Source organism: Nocardia testacea NBRC 100365, from assembly GCF_000308775.1.
Lineage (GTDB): Bacteria > Actinomycetota > Actinomycetes > Mycobacteriales > Mycobacteriaceae > Nocardia > Nocardia testacea.
Genome location: NZ_BAGJ01000047.1, coordinates 1 through 19,225, shown reverse-complemented (window position 1 = coordinate 19,225; position 19,225 = coordinate 1). Strand labels below are relative to the sequence as shown.

General features: G+C 67.6%; 15 protein-coding genes and 2 tRNA genes. 5 read left to right on the top strand and 12 right to left on the bottom strand.

Annotated elements, in window-relative coordinates:
• The 6 genes from ON38_RS06585 to ON38_RS06560 all read right to left on the bottom strand — a co-directional run.
• A partial coding sequence (locus ON38_RS06585; protein WP_039823214.1) for an NAD-glutamate dehydrogenase domain-containing protein occupies positions 1–2,756 on the bottom strand: 2,756 nt, incomplete at its 3' end.
• 93 nt (positions 2,757–2,849) lie between these two features.
• On the bottom strand, positions 2,850–4,526 hold the full coding sequence (gene ettA, locus ON38_RS06580; RefSeq protein WP_039823212.1) for an energy-dependent translational throttle protein EttA: 1,677 nt from the start codon (positions 4,524–4,526) through the stop codon (positions 2,850–2,852).
• A gap of 35 nt (positions 4,527–4,561) precedes the next feature.
• Positions 4,562–5,062 (bottom strand): single-stranded DNA-binding protein, encoded by a 501-nt coding sequence (locus ON38_RS06575; protein WP_083872340.1) that lies wholly within the window; start codon positions 5,060–5,062, stop codon positions 4,562–4,564.
• A 137-nt stretch (positions 5,063–5,199) separates the two neighbouring features.
• Positions 5,200–7,977 (bottom strand): ATP-binding protein, encoded by a 2,778-nt coding sequence (locus ON38_RS06570; protein WP_169333250.1) that lies wholly within the window; start codon positions 7,975–7,977, stop codon positions 5,200–5,202.
• A gap of 99 nt (positions 7,978–8,076) precedes the next feature.
• Positions 8,077–9,045 carry a threonine/serine dehydratase gene (locus tag ON38_RS06565; protein WP_051164439.1) on the bottom strand — a complete coding sequence of 323 codons (969 nt, stop codon included), beginning with the start codon at positions 9,043–9,045 and terminating at the stop codon, positions 8,077–8,079.
• Positions 9,046–11,085 (bottom strand): bifunctional copper resistance protein CopD/cytochrome c oxidase assembly protein, encoded by a 2,040-nt coding sequence (locus ON38_RS06560; RefSeq protein ID WP_039823208.1) that lies wholly within the window; start codon positions 11,083–11,085, stop codon positions 9,046–9,048. It abuts the gene before it with no gap.
• Between the two features lie 135 nt (positions 11,086–11,220).
• Here ON38_RS06560 and ON38_RS06555 point away from each other — a divergent pair.
• From ON38_RS06555 to ON38_RS06540, 4 genes are all read left to right on the top strand, one after another.
• Positions 11,221–11,294, top strand: a tRNA-Arg gene (locus ON38_RS06555).
• A gap of 217 nt (positions 11,295–11,511) precedes the next feature.
• Positions 11,512–12,315, top strand: a complete 804-nt coding sequence (gene cmrA, locus ON38_RS06550) for a mycolate reductase (RefSeq protein ID WP_039823206.1) — start codon at positions 11,512–11,514, stop codon at positions 12,313–12,315.
• A gap of 83 nt (positions 12,316–12,398) precedes the next feature.
• The gene (gene orn, locus ON38_RS06545; protein WP_039823216.1) at positions 12,399–13,040 is read left to right on the top strand and encodes an oligoribonuclease; all 642 of its coding nucleotides are present in this window, start codon (positions 12,399–12,401) and stop codon (positions 13,038–13,040) included.
• A gap of 87 nt (positions 13,041–13,127) precedes the next feature.
• A tRNA-His gene (locus tag ON38_RS06540) sits at positions 13,128–13,200 on the top strand.
• Positions 13,201–13,257: 57 nt separating this feature from the next.
• Here ON38_RS06540 and ON38_RS06535 read toward each other — a convergent pair.
• From ON38_RS06535 to ON38_RS06510, 6 genes are all read right to left on the bottom strand, one after another.
• On the bottom strand, positions 13,258–13,965 hold the full coding sequence (locus ON38_RS06535) for a DUF4389 domain-containing protein (RefSeq protein ID WP_039823204.1): 708 nt from the start codon (positions 13,963–13,965) through the stop codon (positions 13,258–13,260).
• Positions 13,966–14,131: 166 nt separating this feature from the next.
• The gene (locus ON38_RS06530) at positions 14,132–15,181 is read right to left on the bottom strand and encodes a mechanosensitive ion channel family protein (protein ID WP_039823215.1); all 1,050 of its coding nucleotides are present in this window, start codon (positions 15,179–15,181) and stop codon (positions 14,132–14,134) included.
• Positions 15,182–15,288: 107 nt separating this feature from the next.
• Positions 15,289–15,606, bottom strand: coding sequence for a hypothetical protein (locus tag ON38_RS06525; RefSeq protein ID WP_039823202.1), 318 nt, complete (start codon positions 15,604–15,606; stop codon positions 15,289–15,291).
• Positions 15,607–15,673: 67 nt separating this feature from the next.
• Entirely contained in the window at positions 15,674–16,024 is a 351-nt protein-coding gene (locus tag ON38_RS06520; protein ID WP_039823200.1) for a hypothetical protein, read from the bottom strand.
• Positions 16,024–17,208: a fatty acid desaturase family protein gene (locus tag ON38_RS06515; protein WP_039823199.1), complete on the bottom strand. Its 1,185-nt coding sequence runs from the start codon at positions 17,206–17,208 to the stop codon at positions 16,024–16,026. Before ON38_RS06515 ends, ON38_RS06520 begins: the two co-directional genes overlap by 1 nt.
• A gap of 20 nt (positions 17,209–17,228) precedes the next feature.
• Positions 17,229–18,287: a ferredoxin reductase gene (locus ON38_RS06510; RefSeq protein ID WP_083872337.1), complete on the bottom strand. Its 1,059-nt coding sequence runs from the start codon at positions 18,285–18,287 to the stop codon at positions 17,229–17,231.
• Between the two features lie 176 nt (positions 18,288–18,463).
• Between ON38_RS06510 and ON38_RS06505 the strand changes: the two genes are divergently transcribed.
• The gene (locus ON38_RS06505) at positions 18,464–19,072 is read left to right on the top strand and encodes a TetR family transcriptional regulator (protein ID WP_245563939.1); all 609 of its coding nucleotides are present in this window, start codon (positions 18,464–18,466) and stop codon (positions 19,070–19,072) included.
• The last annotated feature ends 153 nt before the right edge of the window (positions 19,073–19,225 follow it).

Below are 19,225 nucleotides of genomic sequence, written 5' to 3'. Positions count from 1 at the left end.
TGTCCCCCGGCGAGATCGACATTGTCGGTGATATCCAGCAGACCCGAGATGAAGGTGCGGTAGCACTCGATACCTTCGGTCATCCGGGCCTGGCGGTCGGTCGCGGCGTCGCCGGTGGCGGCCGGCGGGCGTTTCACCACGAAACCACCCTTCGCACCCACCGGCACGATCACCGCGTTCTTCACCGCCTGCGCCTTCACCAGACCCAGAATCTCGGTCCGGAAATCCTCCAGCCGATCCGACCACCGCAAACCACCACGCGCCACCGCACCGAACCGCAGATGCACACCCTCCACCCGCGGCGAGTACACGAAGATCTCGTACTTCGGCCGCGGCTGCGGCAGTTCGGCGATCTCCTGCGGTTCCACCTTCACGGAGATGAAGTCACGGGGAGCGCCGTCGCTGTCGGTGACGTAGTAGTTGGTGCGCAGGGTGGCGCGGATCAGGCCGAGGATGGCCCGCAGAATGCGGTCCGCGTCCAGGCTCACGACCTGATCGATCCGCTCGTGCAGACGCTGTTCGAGCTCGGCGGCCTGTTCGGTGGAGTGGCTGTCCGGATCGAACCGGGCGGTGAACAGCTGCGCGAACAGTTTCGCCGCATCGGGATAGGTGTGCAGAACCCGGGCAATATTGACCTGACTGTACGGAAAACCGGCCTGCTGCAGGTACTTCGCGTAGGTTCGCAGCACGGCGACCGCCCGCCAGGACAGTCCGGCCCGCAGTACGAGTTCGTTCAGGCCGTCGGCTTCGGCCCGGCCGTACCAGAGCGCGTCGAAGGCGGCGGTGAATCGGTCGCGCACCCGGTCGGCGGCGGCCACCTTTCCCTTGGGGGCCGCGAGCGTATCGGGGGCCACCTCGAGCAATTCGGCGTCGAGATCCTGATCGAGCGCTCCGTGCAGGAGTTCGTGGCTGGCCAGCAGGCCGAAGTCGTAGATCCAGCGTTCCTCGGCCGCACTGCCGTCGCGTTCGCGCCTGATCCGGTACGGGCGTTCGTCGAGCACCTCGACTCCGAGGCTCTGCAGGACCGGGAGTACCTGGCTGAGCGATATTCCGGAGCCACCGATGTACAGCGTGAAGCGCCAGGACCCCGCGGGCGCGCCGGCCACCCGGTACAGGTGCTGATCGATACTTCCCGGCCGCAATCGCTCCAGGCGATCGATATCGGCCAGCGCACGGCGTGCGCTGAAATCCTGTTTGTACCCTTCGGGGAACGCTTCGCAGTAGCGGCGCACGATCCGCGGATCGAGCACCGTCGACGCGTTGACGGCATCGTTGAGATGGTCGTCCCAGGTGCGGCTGGCCTCGGCGAGCAGGTTTTGGATCCGCCGCCGTTCGTCCTCGGAGATCTCCTCGGCCGCCCCTACCGGTTCCGTGGTGTCCGCATCCGGCATCCGGATGGTGAAATAGACACTGGCGAGTTCGCTTTCGCTGACCCGCGCGGAGTAGTCGATCGATGCGCCGCCGAGCTCCCGGACCAGGATGTCCTGCATTTCCAGGCGGACCGCGGTGGTGTAGCGGTCACGTGGCAGGTACACCATGGCGGCGACGAATCGGCCGTAGGGATCGACCCGCAGGAACAGTCGCACCTGCCGCCGCAAGCCGACATTGAGCACCGCGGTGGCAGTCCGGCGCAGGGTCGCGGCATCGGAGGAGAACAGTTCGGTGCGCGGGAAGCCCTGCATCACTTCGAGCATGGCCTGGCCGGAGAACGAGTCGAGATCGAATCCGCTGTCGGTGATGGCGGCGCGGACCCGCTGCCCCACCACAGGTATGTCCAGAACGTTCTCGTGCAGCGCGGTGACCGTGAAGACACCGACGAACAGGTGCTCCCCCCGGACCTCACCCGAGCTGTCCAGATCGGCGACACCGATGTAGTACGGGTACACCGCGCGCTGCATGGTCACCGGGATCAGTCCCTGGGTCATCCGCAGCAGCGGCCGGGCGCCCGCGGTGATCGGGACCTGGAAGCCGGTCGCGGTTCCCGGGTGCAGTACACCCAGTTCGGAATCGGCCACCGGGGCCGGTCGTTCCGCACCCGGTTCGAGCCGGTAGCGCGCGTATCCGAGCACGGTGAAGTTGTCGTCGGCCAGCCATCGCAGCAGGCGTGCGCAGTCGGCGGGTTCGATATCGGCATCGGCCACGGCGGCGGAATCACCGGCCTGTTCCAGCCGGGTCGCCAATTCGTCGACGATGGCGTGGATCGCCTCGGTATCGCTGCTCACCTGGCGGACATCGTTGATGACGTCCGGTACAGCGGCCGCGATCTCGTCGAGCAGCTGGGCGCTCGTCGCCGGGTGCAGTTGCAGGTGGATCCAGGATTCGCGGCCGTCCCCGGTACCGTTGCGCCGCAGAGCCGCCTCGTGCAGGCGAGCCGCGGTGAGGGTGCCGTCGGCGGCCCGTTCCACCGTGAAGATGGGATGGATGACCTCGCTGATGGTGCCGCCCATCCGGCCGAATAGTGCGGTCACCGAGTCGACCAGCATGGGCATATCGTCGGTGACGATCTGCACCGCGGCCCCCAGGCCGGACCCGTCGTCGGGGTGGTGGACCCGGACCAGGCCCTGACCCGGCTGCCGGGTCAGGGCCAGTGTCAGATGGGCCCGGAAGGTCAGGGTCGGTGCGGTGATCTCACAATCGGCGTCATCGGTCTCGACATGCCGGAAATAGCCGTCCTCCAAGGTGCCGAGGTCGGCGCGTAGCGTGTCCGGCAGCTCGGCAGCCCATGCCTCGCTGGACAATTCGGACGAGACCGTCATTTCCCACTCCCTTGAATCCGGTTTTTCTCGGACACACCGACACCGACCCCGAGGGTAGACCCGAAGCCGGGCAGCGGGAAAAGTCTCGCGGCGTTACCCGCGGGTCAGCTTGCGATGTGTTACTCGATGCGGCCGTGCGGCTTCCGGGCCGAGGCGCTCGATCTTGTTGGCCTCGTAGGCTTCGAAGTTGCCTTCGAACCAGAACCATTTGGCCTCGTTGTCGGCGTCACCTTCCCAAGCGAGGATATGCGTACAGGTGCGGTCCAGGAACCACCTGTCGTGGGAAATGACCACGGCGCAGCCCGGGAACTGCTCCAACGCGTTCTCCAGCGACCCCAGTGTCTCGACGTCGAGGTCGTTGGTGGGCTCGTCGAGCAGGATCAGGTTGCCGCCCTGTTTCAGGGTGAGCGCCAGGTTCAACCGGTTGCGTTCACCACCGGAGAGCACCCCGGCCGGCTTCTGCTGGTCCGGGCCCTTGAACCCGAACGCACTCACATAGGCGCGCGAGGGCATCTCCTGCTGACCCACCTCGATGTAGTCGAGCCCGTCCGAAACCACCTGCCAGACGGTCTTGTTCGGGTCGATACCGGCGCGGGACTGGTCGACATAGCTCAGCTTGACCGTCTCGCCGACCTTCACCGTGCCGCTGTCCGGCTGCTCCAAGCCCACGATGGTCTTGAAGAGCGTGGTCTTGCCGACACCGTTGGGTCCGATGACACCCACGATGCCGTTGCGCGGCAGGGTGAACGACAGGTCCTTGATCAGCTGGCGGTCGCCGAAACCCTTGTCCAGGTGTTCGACCTCGACGACCACGCTGCCCAGTCGCGGACCGGCCGGGATCTGGATCTCCTCGAAGTCCAGCTTCCGCATCTTCTCCGCCTCGGCGGCCATCTCCTCGTAGCGGCCCAGACGCGCCTTGTTCTTCGCCTGACGCGCCTTGGCGCCCGACCGGACCCAGGCGAGTTCGTCCTTGAGCCGCTTCTGCAGCTTCTGGTCCTTCTTGCCCTGGACCGCGAGCCGCTCGGCCTTCTTCTCGAGATAGGTGGAGTAGTTGCCCTCGTAGCCGATGGCCCGGCCCCGGTCGAGTTCGAGAATCCAGCCGGCGACATTGTCCAGGAAGTACCGGTCGTGGGTGACCGCCAGGACGGCGCCGGGGTACTGAGCGAGGAACTGTTCGAGCCACAGCACGCTCTCGGCGTCGAGATGGTTGGTGGGCTCGTCGAGCAGCAGCAGGTCGGGTTTGCTGAGCAGCAGTTTGCACAGGGCCACCCGGCGGCGCTCCCCACCGGACAGATTGGTCACCGGCTCGTCCGGCGGCGGGCAGCGCAGCGCGTCCATCGCCTGCTCGAGCTGGGAGTCCAGATCCCAGGCGTCGGCGTGATCGAGCTCCTCCTGGAGTTTGCCCATTTCATCCATGAGCTCGTCGGAGTAATCGGTGGCCATGAGTTCGGCGATCTCGTTGAAACGGTCGAGTGCGACCTTGATCTCGCCGAGGCCCTCCTCGACATTGCCGCGGACCGTCTTCTCCTCGTTCAGCGGCGGTTCCTGCTGCAGGATCCCGACCGTGGCGCCCGGCGCGAGAAAGGCCTCGCCGTTGTTCGGCTGGTCCAATCCGGCCATGATCTTCAGCACGCTGGATTTACCGGCGCCGTTCGGACCGACGACGCCGATCTTGGCGCCGGGAAGGAAGTTCAAGGTGACATCGTCGAGCACGACCTTGTCGCCGTGCGCCTTACGAACCTTCTTCATTTGGTAGATGAACTCAGCCATAGCGATCACCCTATCCGTCACACATCGATGCGGTTTCACACGTCGGCGTTCACGGGTTCCTCGTCGCGCGCCGACTGCTCCACCAATGGATCGTTCTGCTCCCCCGCCACCCCGGTTTCCGCAGTCGCAGCACCGGGACCGGCGGAAATATTCCCGGTTGTCGCCGGATTTCCGGGCCGTCGGCGCTCCACCCGGGCGGTGCAGCGGGTGAGGTCCGGCCCCAGGGTATGCGCTCGCATCTCCAGATCGCGTCGCTGGGCACCTTCCCGGGTCTGGTACTCGTTCGACCGGAGCTGCCCCTGCACGATAACCGGGTCACCCCGGTGGATCGACGTGTCCACCCCGGCCACCAGCCGCCGCCGGCAGCTCACCGTGAGGAAGAGCGTCCCGTTGTCCACCCATTCACCGGTGTCGCGATCCAGCCGCCGCGCGGTACTCGCCAACCGGAAACTGAGCATCTGCTCGCCACCGGGCAGCTCTCGTTTCACCGGCTCCGTCACCACGGTACCGACCACTGTCGCCACTGCTTCGTACATTTCCACCCCTCCGTTCGCCCGGTGCATCCGGGGACGTACTCATCGTCACCGGTACGACGCGACGGTGGCGGGCGCGAATCGAATCTGTGGACAACTTCCGCGCGGTCGCGCGCTTGTGGAAAGAGCGACTGCCGGAGTCAGCGGCCGGCCGTCATGGCGGCGGCGATATCCCGCCGGGAGCGCACGCCGAGTTTGGCCAGAATGCTGGACACATGCGATTGGACGGTTCGTCGCGACAGGAACATCTGCGCCGCGATTTCGGCGTTGGAGGAGCCGTCGGCCACCTGGACCGCCACGGATCGTTCGGTATCGGTCAGCGACGCCCAGCCCGTTTTCGGGCGGTTACGCGGGCCCCGCACGCCCCGGCGGATCCCGTAACGCCGGATCCGGGCCACCGCGCGGGCGGTATCCCACGAAGCGCCCAGCCGGGTGTACAGCTGGACGGCGGATTCGAGGGCGTCCCGCGCGTCGGCGCCGCGACCGCCCGCGGCCAGCACGATCGCGGCATCCTCGTAAGCCTTGGCTTCATAGAGCGGCCAATCACAGCGGGCGAACTCCCGGGCGGCGGCGAAGAGTGCCTCGGGATCACGGTCGGCCAGCCCGCGGCACAACTGCGCGATACCGGAGCGGGACGCGGTCCACTGTCTGGCCACCACTTCCTCGGCCGCCGTCCGGGCGCCGTGCAGCGCCTCCGTATCGCCGGCGTCGAAGGCCAGGCGGGCGATATCGGGCAGGATGTAGTGCAGTGTCGAGGCGCTCATCCCTCCGTCGAGCCGCGCGTGGGTCTCGACCAGCAGCCGCAGCGCCGGTTCCGGGTTACCTCTGGTCTCGTGGACCAGGGCCGTCACCCACGGTTGCATGTACCCGTATCCGGCGCTACCCAAGCGGTCGTCCGGGGCGAGCGTGTCCCCGGGCGGTGGCGCGCCGCGGTGCATCCCGATCAACGCCATCACGCTCTGGGCGACCGGCGCGTAACCGAGCACATCGGCGGCTTCCAGGCATGCCCGGCACTCCGCGAGCGCCTCGTCCCACCGTCCGTTCAACAGGAACACGCGGGCTTTGGCCATGAGGTTGGGCGCCAGGTAGACCCCGTGCATCCGGCGGTTGTGGCCGACTGCGGTCTGCAGGGCCTCCACGGCCGCGGCCGGGCGGTCGAGCTCGATCAGGCAGTGCGCGTACAGCACGTACGGATCGATCTGGTCGGATCCGGCCCCGTCCTGCAACACCGTGAGCGATTCGGTACTGATCTCCAGCGCTTCGTCGAGATACCCCTGGGTGTAGCGCACGGCGCCGAGAGCCATCAGCCCATACCCGGTGGCCAGGGAATTGCCCGACTGCCGCCCCAGCGCGACCGCGCGCCGGCCGGCCTGCTCGGCCTCGGGGAACCGTTCGAGGAAGAAATTGTCCAGCGCGCACAGGCCCAGGAAACGCGCCGCGTCGGAGTCGCCGAGGTCCAGCGTGTTCAGCGCGGTCTCGGCCACCTGAACGGCCTCGGTCAATCGTCCCTGGACATGGCATACGTGCGCCAGCAACCAGCGCAGACCCGGGTCGTCGGCGTGCTCGGGCCGGTGCCGCAACGCCACTCGCAAGGTGGCCTCGGCCTGGTCGGTCCGGCCGTTCCACAGCAACGCGCGGGTCCGCATCCGGATCAGGGCAGCGCGGGTCGCCGTATCGAGACCGGCCGTATCGACTATGCGGGTCAGCAGGCGCATCGCCAGTTCCGGCGCACGCACGATGAGAGCGTCGGATACCGAGAGCAGCCACTGCAGACTTGCCGGTTCCAGTTCCCGGCTGCCGATCGACAGGTAGTAGGCGACCCGCTCTATCGGTGCCCCCGTGGTCTGCAGCACCCGCCCGGCCCGGCGTAGCAGATCCGCGCGCAGGGAGGCGGGTAAGCGCTCCGCCAGGACGTGCCGGATCAGCTCGTGGCGGAAGGCCAGCTCGGAATCGACCATGGTGAGCAGACCCGCATCCGTTGCCTCGGTCACCGCACTCCACACCTCCATGATGTGGCCGTCCAGCACCGCGGCCAGTTCCACGACATCGACCTTCGGTCCCAGCGCCGCGGCCATCGGCAGCAGGTCGCGCGTCGGACGCGACAGCGATTCGGCGCGACGCCAGATCGCCTCGGCCAGGGAGCCGACCGGCTGGGCAGTGGAGCTTGTCGCGGGCCGCCCGCCGCCGTCGTCCAACAGCGATGCGGCCACCAGCTCCGTGATGTGCAGCGGATGACCGTACGCTGCGGCGACCTGTCGCAGCAGCGCCTGCGTCGGCGGCGCACCGACCATCTCACGGACCATGGTGGCCGCCGCCGCATCGGGCAGCGCGCCGAGCCGGATGGTGGAGGCGTCGCATGCGGCCAAGGCGGCGGCCAGCGCCGCGAAGGCCGGCTCGCCGGTCGAGGGCCGGGTCGCCAGCACCAGGACGAGCGGCAGCCGGTCGGCGAGCGCGCACAGCCGGTGTAGCACGGCCAGGCTGGACCGGTCCGCCCAGTGGAGGTCGTCGAGCAGCAATGCGATGGGTTGCTCAGCGCACCAGGTCCGGATCTGGTCGAGCAGGAGTTCGGCGAGAGCGAATTCGTGTGCGGCCGCGGCGTCTCCGACCTGGCCGGCGCCGTCGAACAGGGTCCGGATCGGTTCGGAATCGGGGGGCAGGTCCCCGGCGAGGAGCCACGCGCCCAGCGCCGCGAACGGCACATCCTGCTGGATTTCTCGCGCGCGGCTCGACCGCACCTGCAACCCCAGCTCGGCGAACTGCCGGGCGGCGACACCGAGCAGCGTGGTCTTTCCGATGCCGGCTTCACCTTCCACCAGCACGACCGCGCCCCGCCCCGCGAGGGCGGTATGTCCACATGAGGCCAGCGCCGCGACCTCGGTGTCGCGACCGACGAACACTGTCGCGAGAGATTGCTGCACTCGCATCAGTTTATGCATCCGGACCGGGGCACGCATGAACCTGTTACGGGTGGAGACTGTGATCTACCTCCACAGCACCACCGGCGAACGGACAACGTGTCAGAGCACCGGGAGTTCGGTATTCGCCCCGCACAAGACGACCACCGGCCGCTCGCCCGCACGCGGCACATAGGCGCCGCTGAGAATCGCCGCCAGGGCCACCGCGCCGGAGAGTTCGACAACGATCCGGAATTCCCGCCACAGATAGTCCCGCGCATCGGTGATCGCGTCGTCGGTCACCAACGTGGACCGGACGTCGTAGCGCCGGGCCACATCGAGCGCGATTTCGCCGATCCGGGAGGCCCCCAGGGCATCGGCGGTGATACTGGATACCTCCACGTCGACCGGCTTGCCGGCGGCCAGCGCGGAATTCAAAGTCGGAATCCCCTCGGGTTCCACGCCCACGATCTCGCGGCGGCGTCCGCCGGCAGCGGCGATACCGCCGATCAACCCGCCGCCGCCCACCGCGACGAGGATCGGCGGCCGGCCCCGGACCTGCTCCTCGATCTCCAGTTCGATCACCCCGGCCCCGGCCACCACCGCGGGCAGATCGTAGGCGTGCAACTGCAGCGCCCCACGTTCGGCGGTGATCTCGCAGGCGTGGTCGTAGGCCTCGGCATAGGTGGTTCCGTGCCAGCGCACCTCGGCGCCGTGCGACCACATGGCGGCGACCTTGGTGTGTGGCGCCGATTCCGGTACCACCACGGTGCAGGTCTTCCCCATCCCGGCCGCCGCCAGCGCCGCGGCGATTCCCGCGTTGCCGCCCGAGGCGATCACCACATGTTCGGGACACACCCGTTCCGAGAGCAGCGCGTTGTAGCTACCGCGCACCTTGAAGGTGCCGCCGTGCTGCAGATACTCCAACTTCAGCGTGACCGGGACGGGCCCGCCGGGTCCGGGTACGGCGGTGTGGAAGACCGGGGTCTTGCGAATGCGTCCGGTCAGGCGCCGACGCGCCGCCCGCACATCCGACCGATAGATACGCCGGAGCGGTGGCACAGGTGTCAGCGGGATTTTCTGCTCGGTCATCTACCTACTTGCCCGATCTCGCTTGGCCAATTCGGCGAACATGGCATTGTGCGCGGCGAGTTCCGCGTCGTCGTCGCGTTCGGCGGCGCGGTCGGTGCGCCGGGCCAGCCGCGCGTCGCTGCGTGACCACTGGACCAGCAGCGCCAGCATCACCACGACCAGCGGTACCTCACCGGTGGCCCACGCCAGACTGCCCCCGGTGCGCTGATCACCCAGTAGATCGATATGCCAGCCGAGATCGAGGCTGCGATAGAACCAGCCGGCCAGCACCGTGCTCGTCCCCATCAACACGACCCCGAAGAAGGCGTGGAAGGGCAGCGAACCGAACACCATCGCCAGTCTGGTCAGCGGTTCCACCCGGCGTGGTTTGGGGTCGATCCCGATCACGACCCAGTAGAAGAGGTAGCCGCTCAGCAGGAAGTGCAGGTTCATCAGCAGATGCGCGGTATGGGAATCGGCGTAGGCGTCGAAGATCCCGCCCAGGTACAAGGCGTAGAAACCGGCCACGAACAGCACCGAGGCCACAATCGGCTGTGTGAGGAAACGGGAGACCGGATTGTGCACGGCCGCCAGGATCCATTCCCGGGGGCCCGGGGCCCCGTCCCGGCCGGCCGGCGGCAGCGCACGCAGCGCGAGCGTCACCACGCCGCCCAGGGCCAGCAGGATAGGGGTCAGCATCGACAGCGCCATATGCGCGCCCATATGCACGCTGAACATGGCGGGCGCGTACCGGCCGACCCCCGACGAGGTCGTGAACAGCAACACCGCACAGCCGAGCAGCCACGCCACGGTCCGGCCCGCCGGCCAGGCGTCACCGCGCGCCCGCAGCCGCCGGACGCCCAGCAGATAGAGCACCGCCAGCACGATCGCGAGGGTGCCGAAGATCAGGTCGAACCGCCAGTCGAAGAGCAGCCGCGCCACCGTGGGCGGGCCGTCCAGGTTGTACCCGAGCTCGACCTCCATCGGGGTGGGCACGCTCGTCGGCGCCGGCGGCGGGGTCCGGCCCAGACCGACCGCCAAACCCATGGTCGCGGCGAAGACGAGCAGCTCCACACTCGCGAAACGGGCGAGCGCGCGCCGATCACCGGGGTCGGCGGCCAGCGCCGGGAGCGCCGCCCGCCGCTGGAACCAGCCGAAGACGCCGAGGATCAGCAAGGCGGCGGCCTTGGCCAGTACCAGCCGGCCGTAGGTGCTGGTGAACAGTTCGTCCCAGGGCACCCGCACCCACGAGTTGGCCACCCCGCTGACCGCCAGCACCACGAAGGACACCAGGGCCACCGCGGAGAAACGTCGTGCCGCCAGAGCCGTATGGGTGCCGTCGCGCAGTGCGTGGACCAGCAGCGCGCCGAGTCCGCCGACCCAGACCGCCGCAGCGATCAGGTGCAGGATCAGGCTGTTGGTGGCCACATCGTGGGCGCCACCGGACGCGGAGTGCCCGGTGAGCGCCAGCGGCATCATCACCGCGACCGACGCGCCGAACAGCACCGGCGTCCAGCCCCAGCGCAGGGCCAGCCGGCAGCCGACCGCCAGCAGCAGCGCTCCGATCGCGGTCAGCCGCCAAGTACCCGCGAGTTCGATCTCGCCGGCGACTCCCCACAGATCCTGGGGCGCCAGGATCTCGGTGACCGGCCGCCCGGTGCTGTCGGAGACGGTCAGCGGGACCAGCAGCGCGGCGCATACCGCCCAGGCCACCGCCAGACCCGAGGCCCGCCGCACCGCGCGGTAGCCCCCGGTATCGAGTAGACCGCCGCGCTGCGGCGGCACGAGAAAGGCCGCGAAGAGCAGCGAGCCGACCGTGAAGGCCGCGAAGAGATCGGCCAGTGCCCGGACCGCGGGCAGGCCGTAGGTGGTCAGCGGACCGGGGTCGGGAATGCCGAGCAGGCTCAGCGCCTGCGCGGCCGACAGGCCCACGACGAGCATCGATACCACTGCGGCGAGAGCCGCGGCGAACACGGTCAGCACCGCCGGAACGACCGCCGAGCCACTGGGCCGACCGGCTTTCGTAGCGGGTTCGGCGGCGGGAGCCTGGGCTGACGACATAGGTTCGAGAGTAGTTCGGCGAGCATCGTTCGGCCCGCCGGGGCTGTTTCCGGGCAGCCCAAATCAAACGATCCGGACGATCGCTACACTTTTCGGCTGGACAGCGCGGCCGTTGTCCGCCATGGTGGAACCACTGCCTCCGTAGCTCAGTTGGATAGAGCAAGGGCCTTCTAATCCCTAGGTCGCAGGTTCGATTCCTGCCGGGGGCGCTCCACCCACCCGACTGAGCTGTTCGGGCCAGTCGGAGTGGGTGTACCCGCTCCGGCGCGCTCCAAACACACAATCCCGGTGGTCGATTCCGATTTTTCGACTCGCTCACCGCCGCGCTCACCACGCATCCCGCGCACTGTGTTGTCCCGCGTTCACTCCGTCCGTGCACAGGCTGCGGACGGGCCGCACCCGGCAGCGCCATCTAGGGTGTCGGGAATGGGTTTGCCTTCGCCTGCCGCCGAGAGCCGCGCCGTGGTGACCGGCGCTTCATCCGGAATCGGAACCGCGCTCGCCACCGAACTGGCCCGTCGGGGTCATTCGCTCATCCTGGTCGCACGCCGCGGTGAGATCCTCGACGAACTGGCCGGCCGCCTGACCCGCGACCACGGCATCACCGCGGAAGTCCGCGCCGTCGACCTCGCCGACCGGGCACAGCGCGCCCCGCTCACCGAGGAACTCGCCGGCCGCGACATCTCGATCCTCTGCAACAACGCGGGTATCGCGACCTTCGGTCCCCTCGCCGCCCTCGATCCCGCCTACGAACGCGATCAGCTGGAGTTGAACGCCGTCGCCGTCCACGACCTCACCCTGGCCGTACTGCCCGCGATGCTGGCCCGGCGGGCCGGGGGCATTCTGGTGAGCGGTTCGGCGGCCGGAAACATGCCGATTCCCAACAACGCCACCTACGCGGCCAGCAAAGCCTTCGCCAACACCTTCGCCGAATCGCTGCGCGGCGAGCTCAAGGGCTCCGGGGTACACATCACCCTGCTCGCCCCGGGGCCGGTGCGTACCGAGACTCCTGATCCCGCCGACGCCTCCCTGGTAGACCGTATGGTCCCCGACTTCCTGTGGGTGTCCTCGGAGTACACGGCCCGGATCTCGATCGACGCGCTGGCCCGCAACAAGATGCGGGTGGTGCCCGGCCTGATCGGAAAGGGTATGAGCGCCGCCGGCAACTACGGGCCCAGGGCGGTCACCGCCCCGATCGCGGGCGCGTTCTACAAGAAGCTCGGCGGCTGACCGGAACGCCGTCCGCGGACTTCCCACACGGAGCGGGTGGTGATTGCGCTCGGTGGGTGGCGGCGCTGATTAGGGTGGTGCGGGTGTCGGACAAATTAGTGGTGTGGATGGATTGTGAGATGACCGGGCTCGACCTGGTCACCGACAAACTGATCGAGGTGGCCGCCCTGGTGACCGACAGCGATCTGAATGTTCTCGGTGACGGGGTGGATATCGTCATCCACGCCGACGACGAGGCCCTCGCGGCGATGCCCGAGGTGGTCGCCGAGATGCACGCCCGGTCCGGCCTCACCGAAGAGGTGCGGCGCTCCACGGTCACCGTCGCCGAGGCCGAGCGGCAGGTACTCGACTACGTGAAGCAGTACGCGCCCACCGCCCGGGTGGTGCCCCTGGCCGGTAATTCCATCGCCACCGATCGTGGTTTCATCGCCCGGGACATGCCGGAGCTCGACGCGCATCTGCACTACCGGATGATCGATGTCAGCTCGATCAAGGAACTGTGCCGTCGCTGGTACCCGCGGATCTATTTCGGCCAGCCCGAGAAGGGACTGGCCCATCGCGCGCTCGCCGATATCCAGGAATCCATCCGGGAGCTCGAGTACTACCGGCGCACCGCCTTCGTCCCCGCGCCGGGACCCTCGACCGCGGAGATCTCCGCGATCGCCGCCGAGGTCAGCGCCGGTTCCACGGGTGGAACCGGCGGCGGTGCGCCCGGCCCCGCTTAGGGCCGGGAGACCGGCACACCGGTAACCGATTGGCTTGCGGAGGGGTAGACGCGCTACTATCTAGGCCGCCGGTGCAAACCGGCGATGGTGAGTGTAGTTCAGTTGGTAGAGCACCAGGTTGTGATCCTGGCTGTCGCGGGTTCGAGTCCCGTCACTCACCCTGGAAAGCCCGAGGGCCCACTGGCCCTCGGGCTTTTTCGTTCGGCCGGTAGTGGACTCAGGCCTCCGGTTTGCTCGTATCGACCGCGGGCGGGGGCGCCACCTCGTCGCGGGCGCCCTGATCCAGGCGGAAGGGCGGGTATTCGTCGCGGAGCAGCGAGCCATAGGCCTGCACTCGCAGGATCCACCGGTTGATCCCCATCACGAAATCGAACAACCCCTGGGAATAGCGTGCCGCGAACAGCAGCCCGACCAGGGCGACGAAGGTCAGCACACCGATCAGCGGGATACCCGCGGCACTGGCCGTGCTGTCGGCGTCGTCGAAATCGACCAGCCAGGCGGCACCGGTCATACCGCCGATGATCAGATAGTGCGGAATGGCCAGCAGCCACCATTTCACCAGGACCAGCCCGCGATGCAGCGTCGCCGGATAGTCGATGTCCAGATCCGCCGCGTAGTCGTCGTCGCGGCCCAGGGAGAACGGCGGATACCTATCGGTACCGGCCGGCGTCCAGGCATAGAAGCTGACACGCCAGGACCACCGCATGACCCCGACGCTGTAGTCGAACAGAGCACGCGGGTATCTACCTGTGAACAGGATCGCGAAGAACGCGATCACCGTGACGACGGCATAACCGATGTGCAGGAAGAACAGGACTATGTAGTGCGGAATGGCGAGAAGCCATTTCACGATCCACAACCAGCGCGACAGCGCGGGGTCCAGATCGCCGCGGACTCGGACCGGATAACCGGCGGGAGCAGGCATTGTGATCAACGCTCCTTCGAGGGTGCTGGTCCAGCCGTCCCAACCGGCTCGACCGTCCCTCAATTGTGAGCTATCACACATCATTTCGCCGTGGGTCCCGTCGCACCGACACGCCATCGAGATCAATCGGCGGCCCGACCGGACCGCCGCCCGCCGGCCGGAGGGCCTACCTGACCGGGGTCTTGTCGAATCCGTCCAGCGCGGCCAGGCGCGGCAGCGCCCCCGGATACTGACCGTTCAGCCAGCTGATCAGCTCCTCACGGACCGCACAGCGCAGCGACCACACCGCGTCCGAATCACGGCCGGTCATCGACGCCCGGACCTCGATACCGGTGGGGGTGCTGTCGGTCACCAGCAGATTCCAGCTGCGGCCGTCCCAGTCGGGGTGCTCGCTCAGGTATTCGTAGAGATGCTCGCGCAGCTCGGCCACGGGGGCGCTGTGGTCCAGGTAGAGGAACACGGTGCCGGTCATCTGCGGGCCACCGCGCGACCAGTTCTCGTACGGCTTGCTGTTGAAATACGAGACCGGCATGGTGAGCCGGCGATCGTCCCAGATCCGGACGGTGAGGAAGGAGAGGGTGATCTCCTCGACGGTTCCCATCTCGCCCTCCACGACGACCGTGTCGCCGATCTTCACCGAATCGCCGAAGGCGATCTGCAGACCCGCCATGAGGTTGCTGAGCGTGGATTGGGCCGCCACACCGGCGATGATGCCGATGATGCCGGCCGAGGCCAGCAGGGAGGTGCCCAGTACGCGCAGACCGGGGAACATGACCAGCATGGCGATCGCCGCCGTCGCGACCGCGAGCAGCGCGGTCGTGATCCGGCGGATCAGCGTGAACTGGGTGTTCAGCTGGCGTACCCGGCGCGGGTCGCGGGCCCGGCGGGAATAGCTGTTCAGCAGGCCGTCGGCCACCGCGTCGGCTATCCGGACCACCAGCCAGACCGCCGACATGGTGACCATGGAGGCGAGCACGCTGAGGATCACCGTGTCCTGGCGCAGGTTCAGATCGGCCAGTGGATAGGTGATCCGTAGCGCGGCGAAGCCGAGGAACAACTGCAGCGGCAGCTGGATCCGCCGCAGCAGACCCGGAATCGTGGTCTTGGGGTGCCGGGCCGACCAGTATCGGAGGCCGCGGTCTATCGCCCAACCCAGGGCGATGGTCACGGCCAGCGTGCCCCCGAATACGATCAGCAGCCGTATCACGTTCTCCACTGCGCCCACTCCTTGTTACCCATCGCTCGTTCAGATCCCCCGAACAAGGCTACAGTTCGGTAACGGCGGATAACCACCAGTCACGGGGATCGCACGGAGTGGCGGGTCTATTGCGGCGTACTGCCCTGCGAGTACAGCCGGATCTCGCCCGCGTCGCCGAGGAAGGCGTTGACCAGCATCACCTGGTCGGCTCGCAGTTCGGCCGGGTCGGGCGCTGTCGTGGTGATGGAGATCTGCGGGATGGCCGCCCAGTTCACCACATAGCGTTCCGGCGGCCCCGCGTCGTCGGACAGCCGGGCAAGGCGGAAGACCGAGACGGTTTTGCGCTCCATGAGGTCGCGCACCATCTCCGCGATCCGCTCGGGGTCCTCCAGCGCGAACAGGAAACCGAAGGTCAGCTCCGGCGAGGACACATAGGCGGGCACCAGCCGAGGTTAGCCCATGGATAACCGCTCGGTGTGAGTTGTCCCACCGAGCGGTTTCCGGATCGGATCAGTGCCGGGTGCCGGAGGGGCCGGGATCGGCGATCTCGGCGTCGACGATATCGGCGGCCGATACGACGTCGCTCTCCCGCGCCGGCGGAGTGCCGGCCCCGCCCCGCCCCGCTTCCCGCAGCTCCCCGTCGTCCGTGCCCACCCCGGCGGCGTCGCGTTCGGCGGCGTCACGCTTGGCCGCCGCGGCGGCCTCGTTCATCTCGATGGCGTCGGTGATCCATTCCCCGATCTCCCGCGTCACCTCCGAGACCGTGCCGGTGATGATGCTCGCGATATTGCCGACCCGGCGCGCCCCCGACGTGGTGAGCTCCTGGATGAGATCCTTGTTGGCCTCGAATTTGCCGATCATCACACGCCCGCTTCGGTAGCACTCTGCTGACGCATCACGATAACACCGGCAGTGGGCTGTTTCCGCAGCACAGCGGGCAGGAACCGGGCAATCCGGGACTCCGTCAAGCGCGGCGGCAGCGCCAGCTGGAAGATCTTCGCCCAGACCGAACCGATCTGCTTGCCCAGCGGCCCGGTGTTGTAGGGAAGCCCGAACTTCTCGCACAGCGCGCGCACCTCCGGCGCGATCTCCGGATACCGGTTGGCCGGCAGATCCGGGAACAGATGGTGCTCGATCTGGTGCGACAGATTGCCGGACATGATGTGGAACAGCCGGCTACCGGAGATATTTGCCGAGCCGAGCATCTGCCGGACATACCATTCGCCCCGGGTCTCCTCGGCGGTCTCCTCTTCGGTGAACGTCTGCACACCGGAGGGGAAGTGCCCGCAGAAGATGATCGAGTACGCCCACAGGTTGCGCACCAGATTCGCCGTCGCGTTCCCGGCGAGGGTGGACAGGAAGAGCGGACCGGTCAGCAGCGGGAAGGCCACATAGTCCTTGAGGACCTGCCGGCCCGACTTACGGAGCTGACCTTTGATCAGCGGTTTCAGGTCCGACCAGCTGCGTTTGCCCTTGACGATGTTGTCGGCCTCGAGGTCGTGCAACATCACGCCCCATTCGAAGAAGACCATCAGCAGGAACGCGTAGAGCGGATTGCCCAGGTAGTACGGATTCCAGTCCTGTCCCTCGTCCATCCGCAGCACGCCGTAGCCGATATCGCGGTCACGGCCGTGGATGTTGGTGTAGGTGTGGTGCATGTAGTTGTGCGAATGCTTCCACTGATCCGCCGGGCAGACGGTATCCCATTCGAACACCCGTGAATTCAGGCCCGGCTCACGCATCCAGTCGTACTGGCCGTGCATGACATTGTGGCCGATCTCCATATTGTCGAGGATCTTCGACACGCTCAGCGCGGCCACGCCGGCCAGCCAGAACGGCGGCAGGAAGCCCAGGTACATCAGGCCGCGCCCGGCGATCTCGAATCCACGCTGGGCCTTGATGATGTCGTAGATGTACTCGCGGTCGCGCTCGCCCAGATCGGCGACAATACGGTCGCGCAGTTCGTCGAGAGTGCGGCCGATCTCCTCGACCTGGTCGGGTGAGAGGACCAGCGGTCCGTCCTTGGTCTCGGTGAGGATGGTCATCTGTTCTCCCCTTGTCGATGTCAGATTTCGATGTCCACGTCGCCGACAGCGGCCTGGACGCAGAGTTGGATCGGCTGGTCGGGGTCGGACTCGAGCTCCCCGGTGCGCAGGTTGCGGGTGCAGCCGCTGCGCCGGACCGAGGTGCAGGAGAAGCAGATCCCCATCCGGCAGCCGAATTCCGGGCTGAGGCCGGCGCCTTCGGCCTGCTCCAGCAGGGACGACCCGGTGTTCGCCGCGGTGACGCCGCTGGCGGAGAAGGTCGTGGCCCCTGCCACCTCCGCGTCGTCCACCGGCGCGGTGGTGGCGACGAACTCTTCGGTGTGCAGGCGTTCACTCACGTCCGCGTCCGCGTAGACCGCCCGGACCGAGTCCATGAGCGGCGGTGGACCGCACAGATAGGTCTGCGCGTCGGCGAACCACGGCGCCACTCGCACGAGTTCGTCGTGCTCGAAACCCCGGCCGTCCCGTTCCGGATACCGCAGCTCGACTGCGATATGCGGGTGGGCGGCAGCGATTCCGGCGAGTTCCGCGCGGTGGGGCACCAGTTCCGGCGAGCGGGCGTAGTGCAGGAAGACCACCTCGCCGGAGTATTTCTCGTCGACGAGGGTGCGCAGCATGGAAAGCACCGGCGTGATCCCGCTGCCGCCGCTGATCAGCAGCACCCGCTCGGGTCGCCGATCCGGGAGATGGAAGACACCGGAGGCCGGCTCGAGGTCCACGATCATGCCGGGGCGCGCGTGTTCGTGCAGATACCGCGACACCAGGCCGTGCGGATGCACCCGGAGGGTGAGGTCGAGGCGGCGGCGCCGATCGTGCTGGGAGTTCACCGGCGAATAGCAGCGCAGGTGACGCACACCGTCGATCACCACGCCCAGCTGCAGGAACTGGCCCGCGCGCAGCCCGTCCCACTGCCGGGTCGGGCGCAGACTCAGCGAGATCGTTCCGGGAACCGAGCGGTCCACTTCGACGATGCGGGCTCGCATATCGCGAACGGTCAGCATCGGGCGTACCAGTTCCAGATACCGGTCCACCGGATGCGGAGTGGTCAGGGTCTGCACCAGATCGAGGAGGGCCACCATGGGAGTTCTCCGTCCCTGTCTGTCGGTCATGTCACGAGGTCGAACTTATTTCGGTGTACGCCTGTACACTCAACTAGTGTGCCGGATACCCCGCGGTAACTGTCAACCAGTAATCGGTGTGACGCGGGCGACAAGAGGGAGATGAGGGAATGGTGAACGGCTGTATGCTCACTGAAATGACCGATCAGGGAGCGAGCCGCGTCGAGCGCAAAGAGCGCACCCGGCAGGCCCTGCTCACCGGCACGCTGGCCCTGGCCGCCGAACGCGGTTTCGGTGCGCTGAGCCTGCGCGAGATCGCCCGCTCGGCCGGTATCGTGCCCACCGCCTTCTATCGGCATTTCGACTCCCTGGACGATCTGGGCGCCACCCTGGTGGACGAGGGCGTCCAGGCGCTGCGCCTGGCACTGCGACAGCTACGCCGCACCCCCGATGCCCGCCTCTCGGAAACGGTGCGATTCGTCTTCGGGGAGGTCGTCCAGAAGCGGGAGCTGTACGGCTTCCTGATCCGGGAGCAGCGCGGCGGCAGCCCGGCACTGCGTTCGGCCATCGCACTCGAACTCCAGCTGATCGTGCGTGAGCTGGTGGCGGATCTGTCCCGGATCCCGGCACTCGACGACTGGACCCCGGGCGATCTGGAGGTCGCCGCCGACCTGCTGGTCTCCACCGTGATCGACGGAATCGCCGACTATGTCGGCGCCACCGGACGCGCGGAACAACCGGTGATCGACCGAACCATCCAGCAGATCCGGCTCATCGCCCTCGGTATGGGCGCCTGGAAGCCCTGACGCGAACTGCCGGGCGCGTCAGACGACAGGGGTCTGCGCTGGCTCCTTGCTGCCCGAAGCGTCCGGAGCCGGTACGAACAGCAGAGCGGCGAGCCCGGCGCCCAGCACCACCAGCAGACCGCCGATACCCGCCCGGTCCGCCCCGAACCCCCA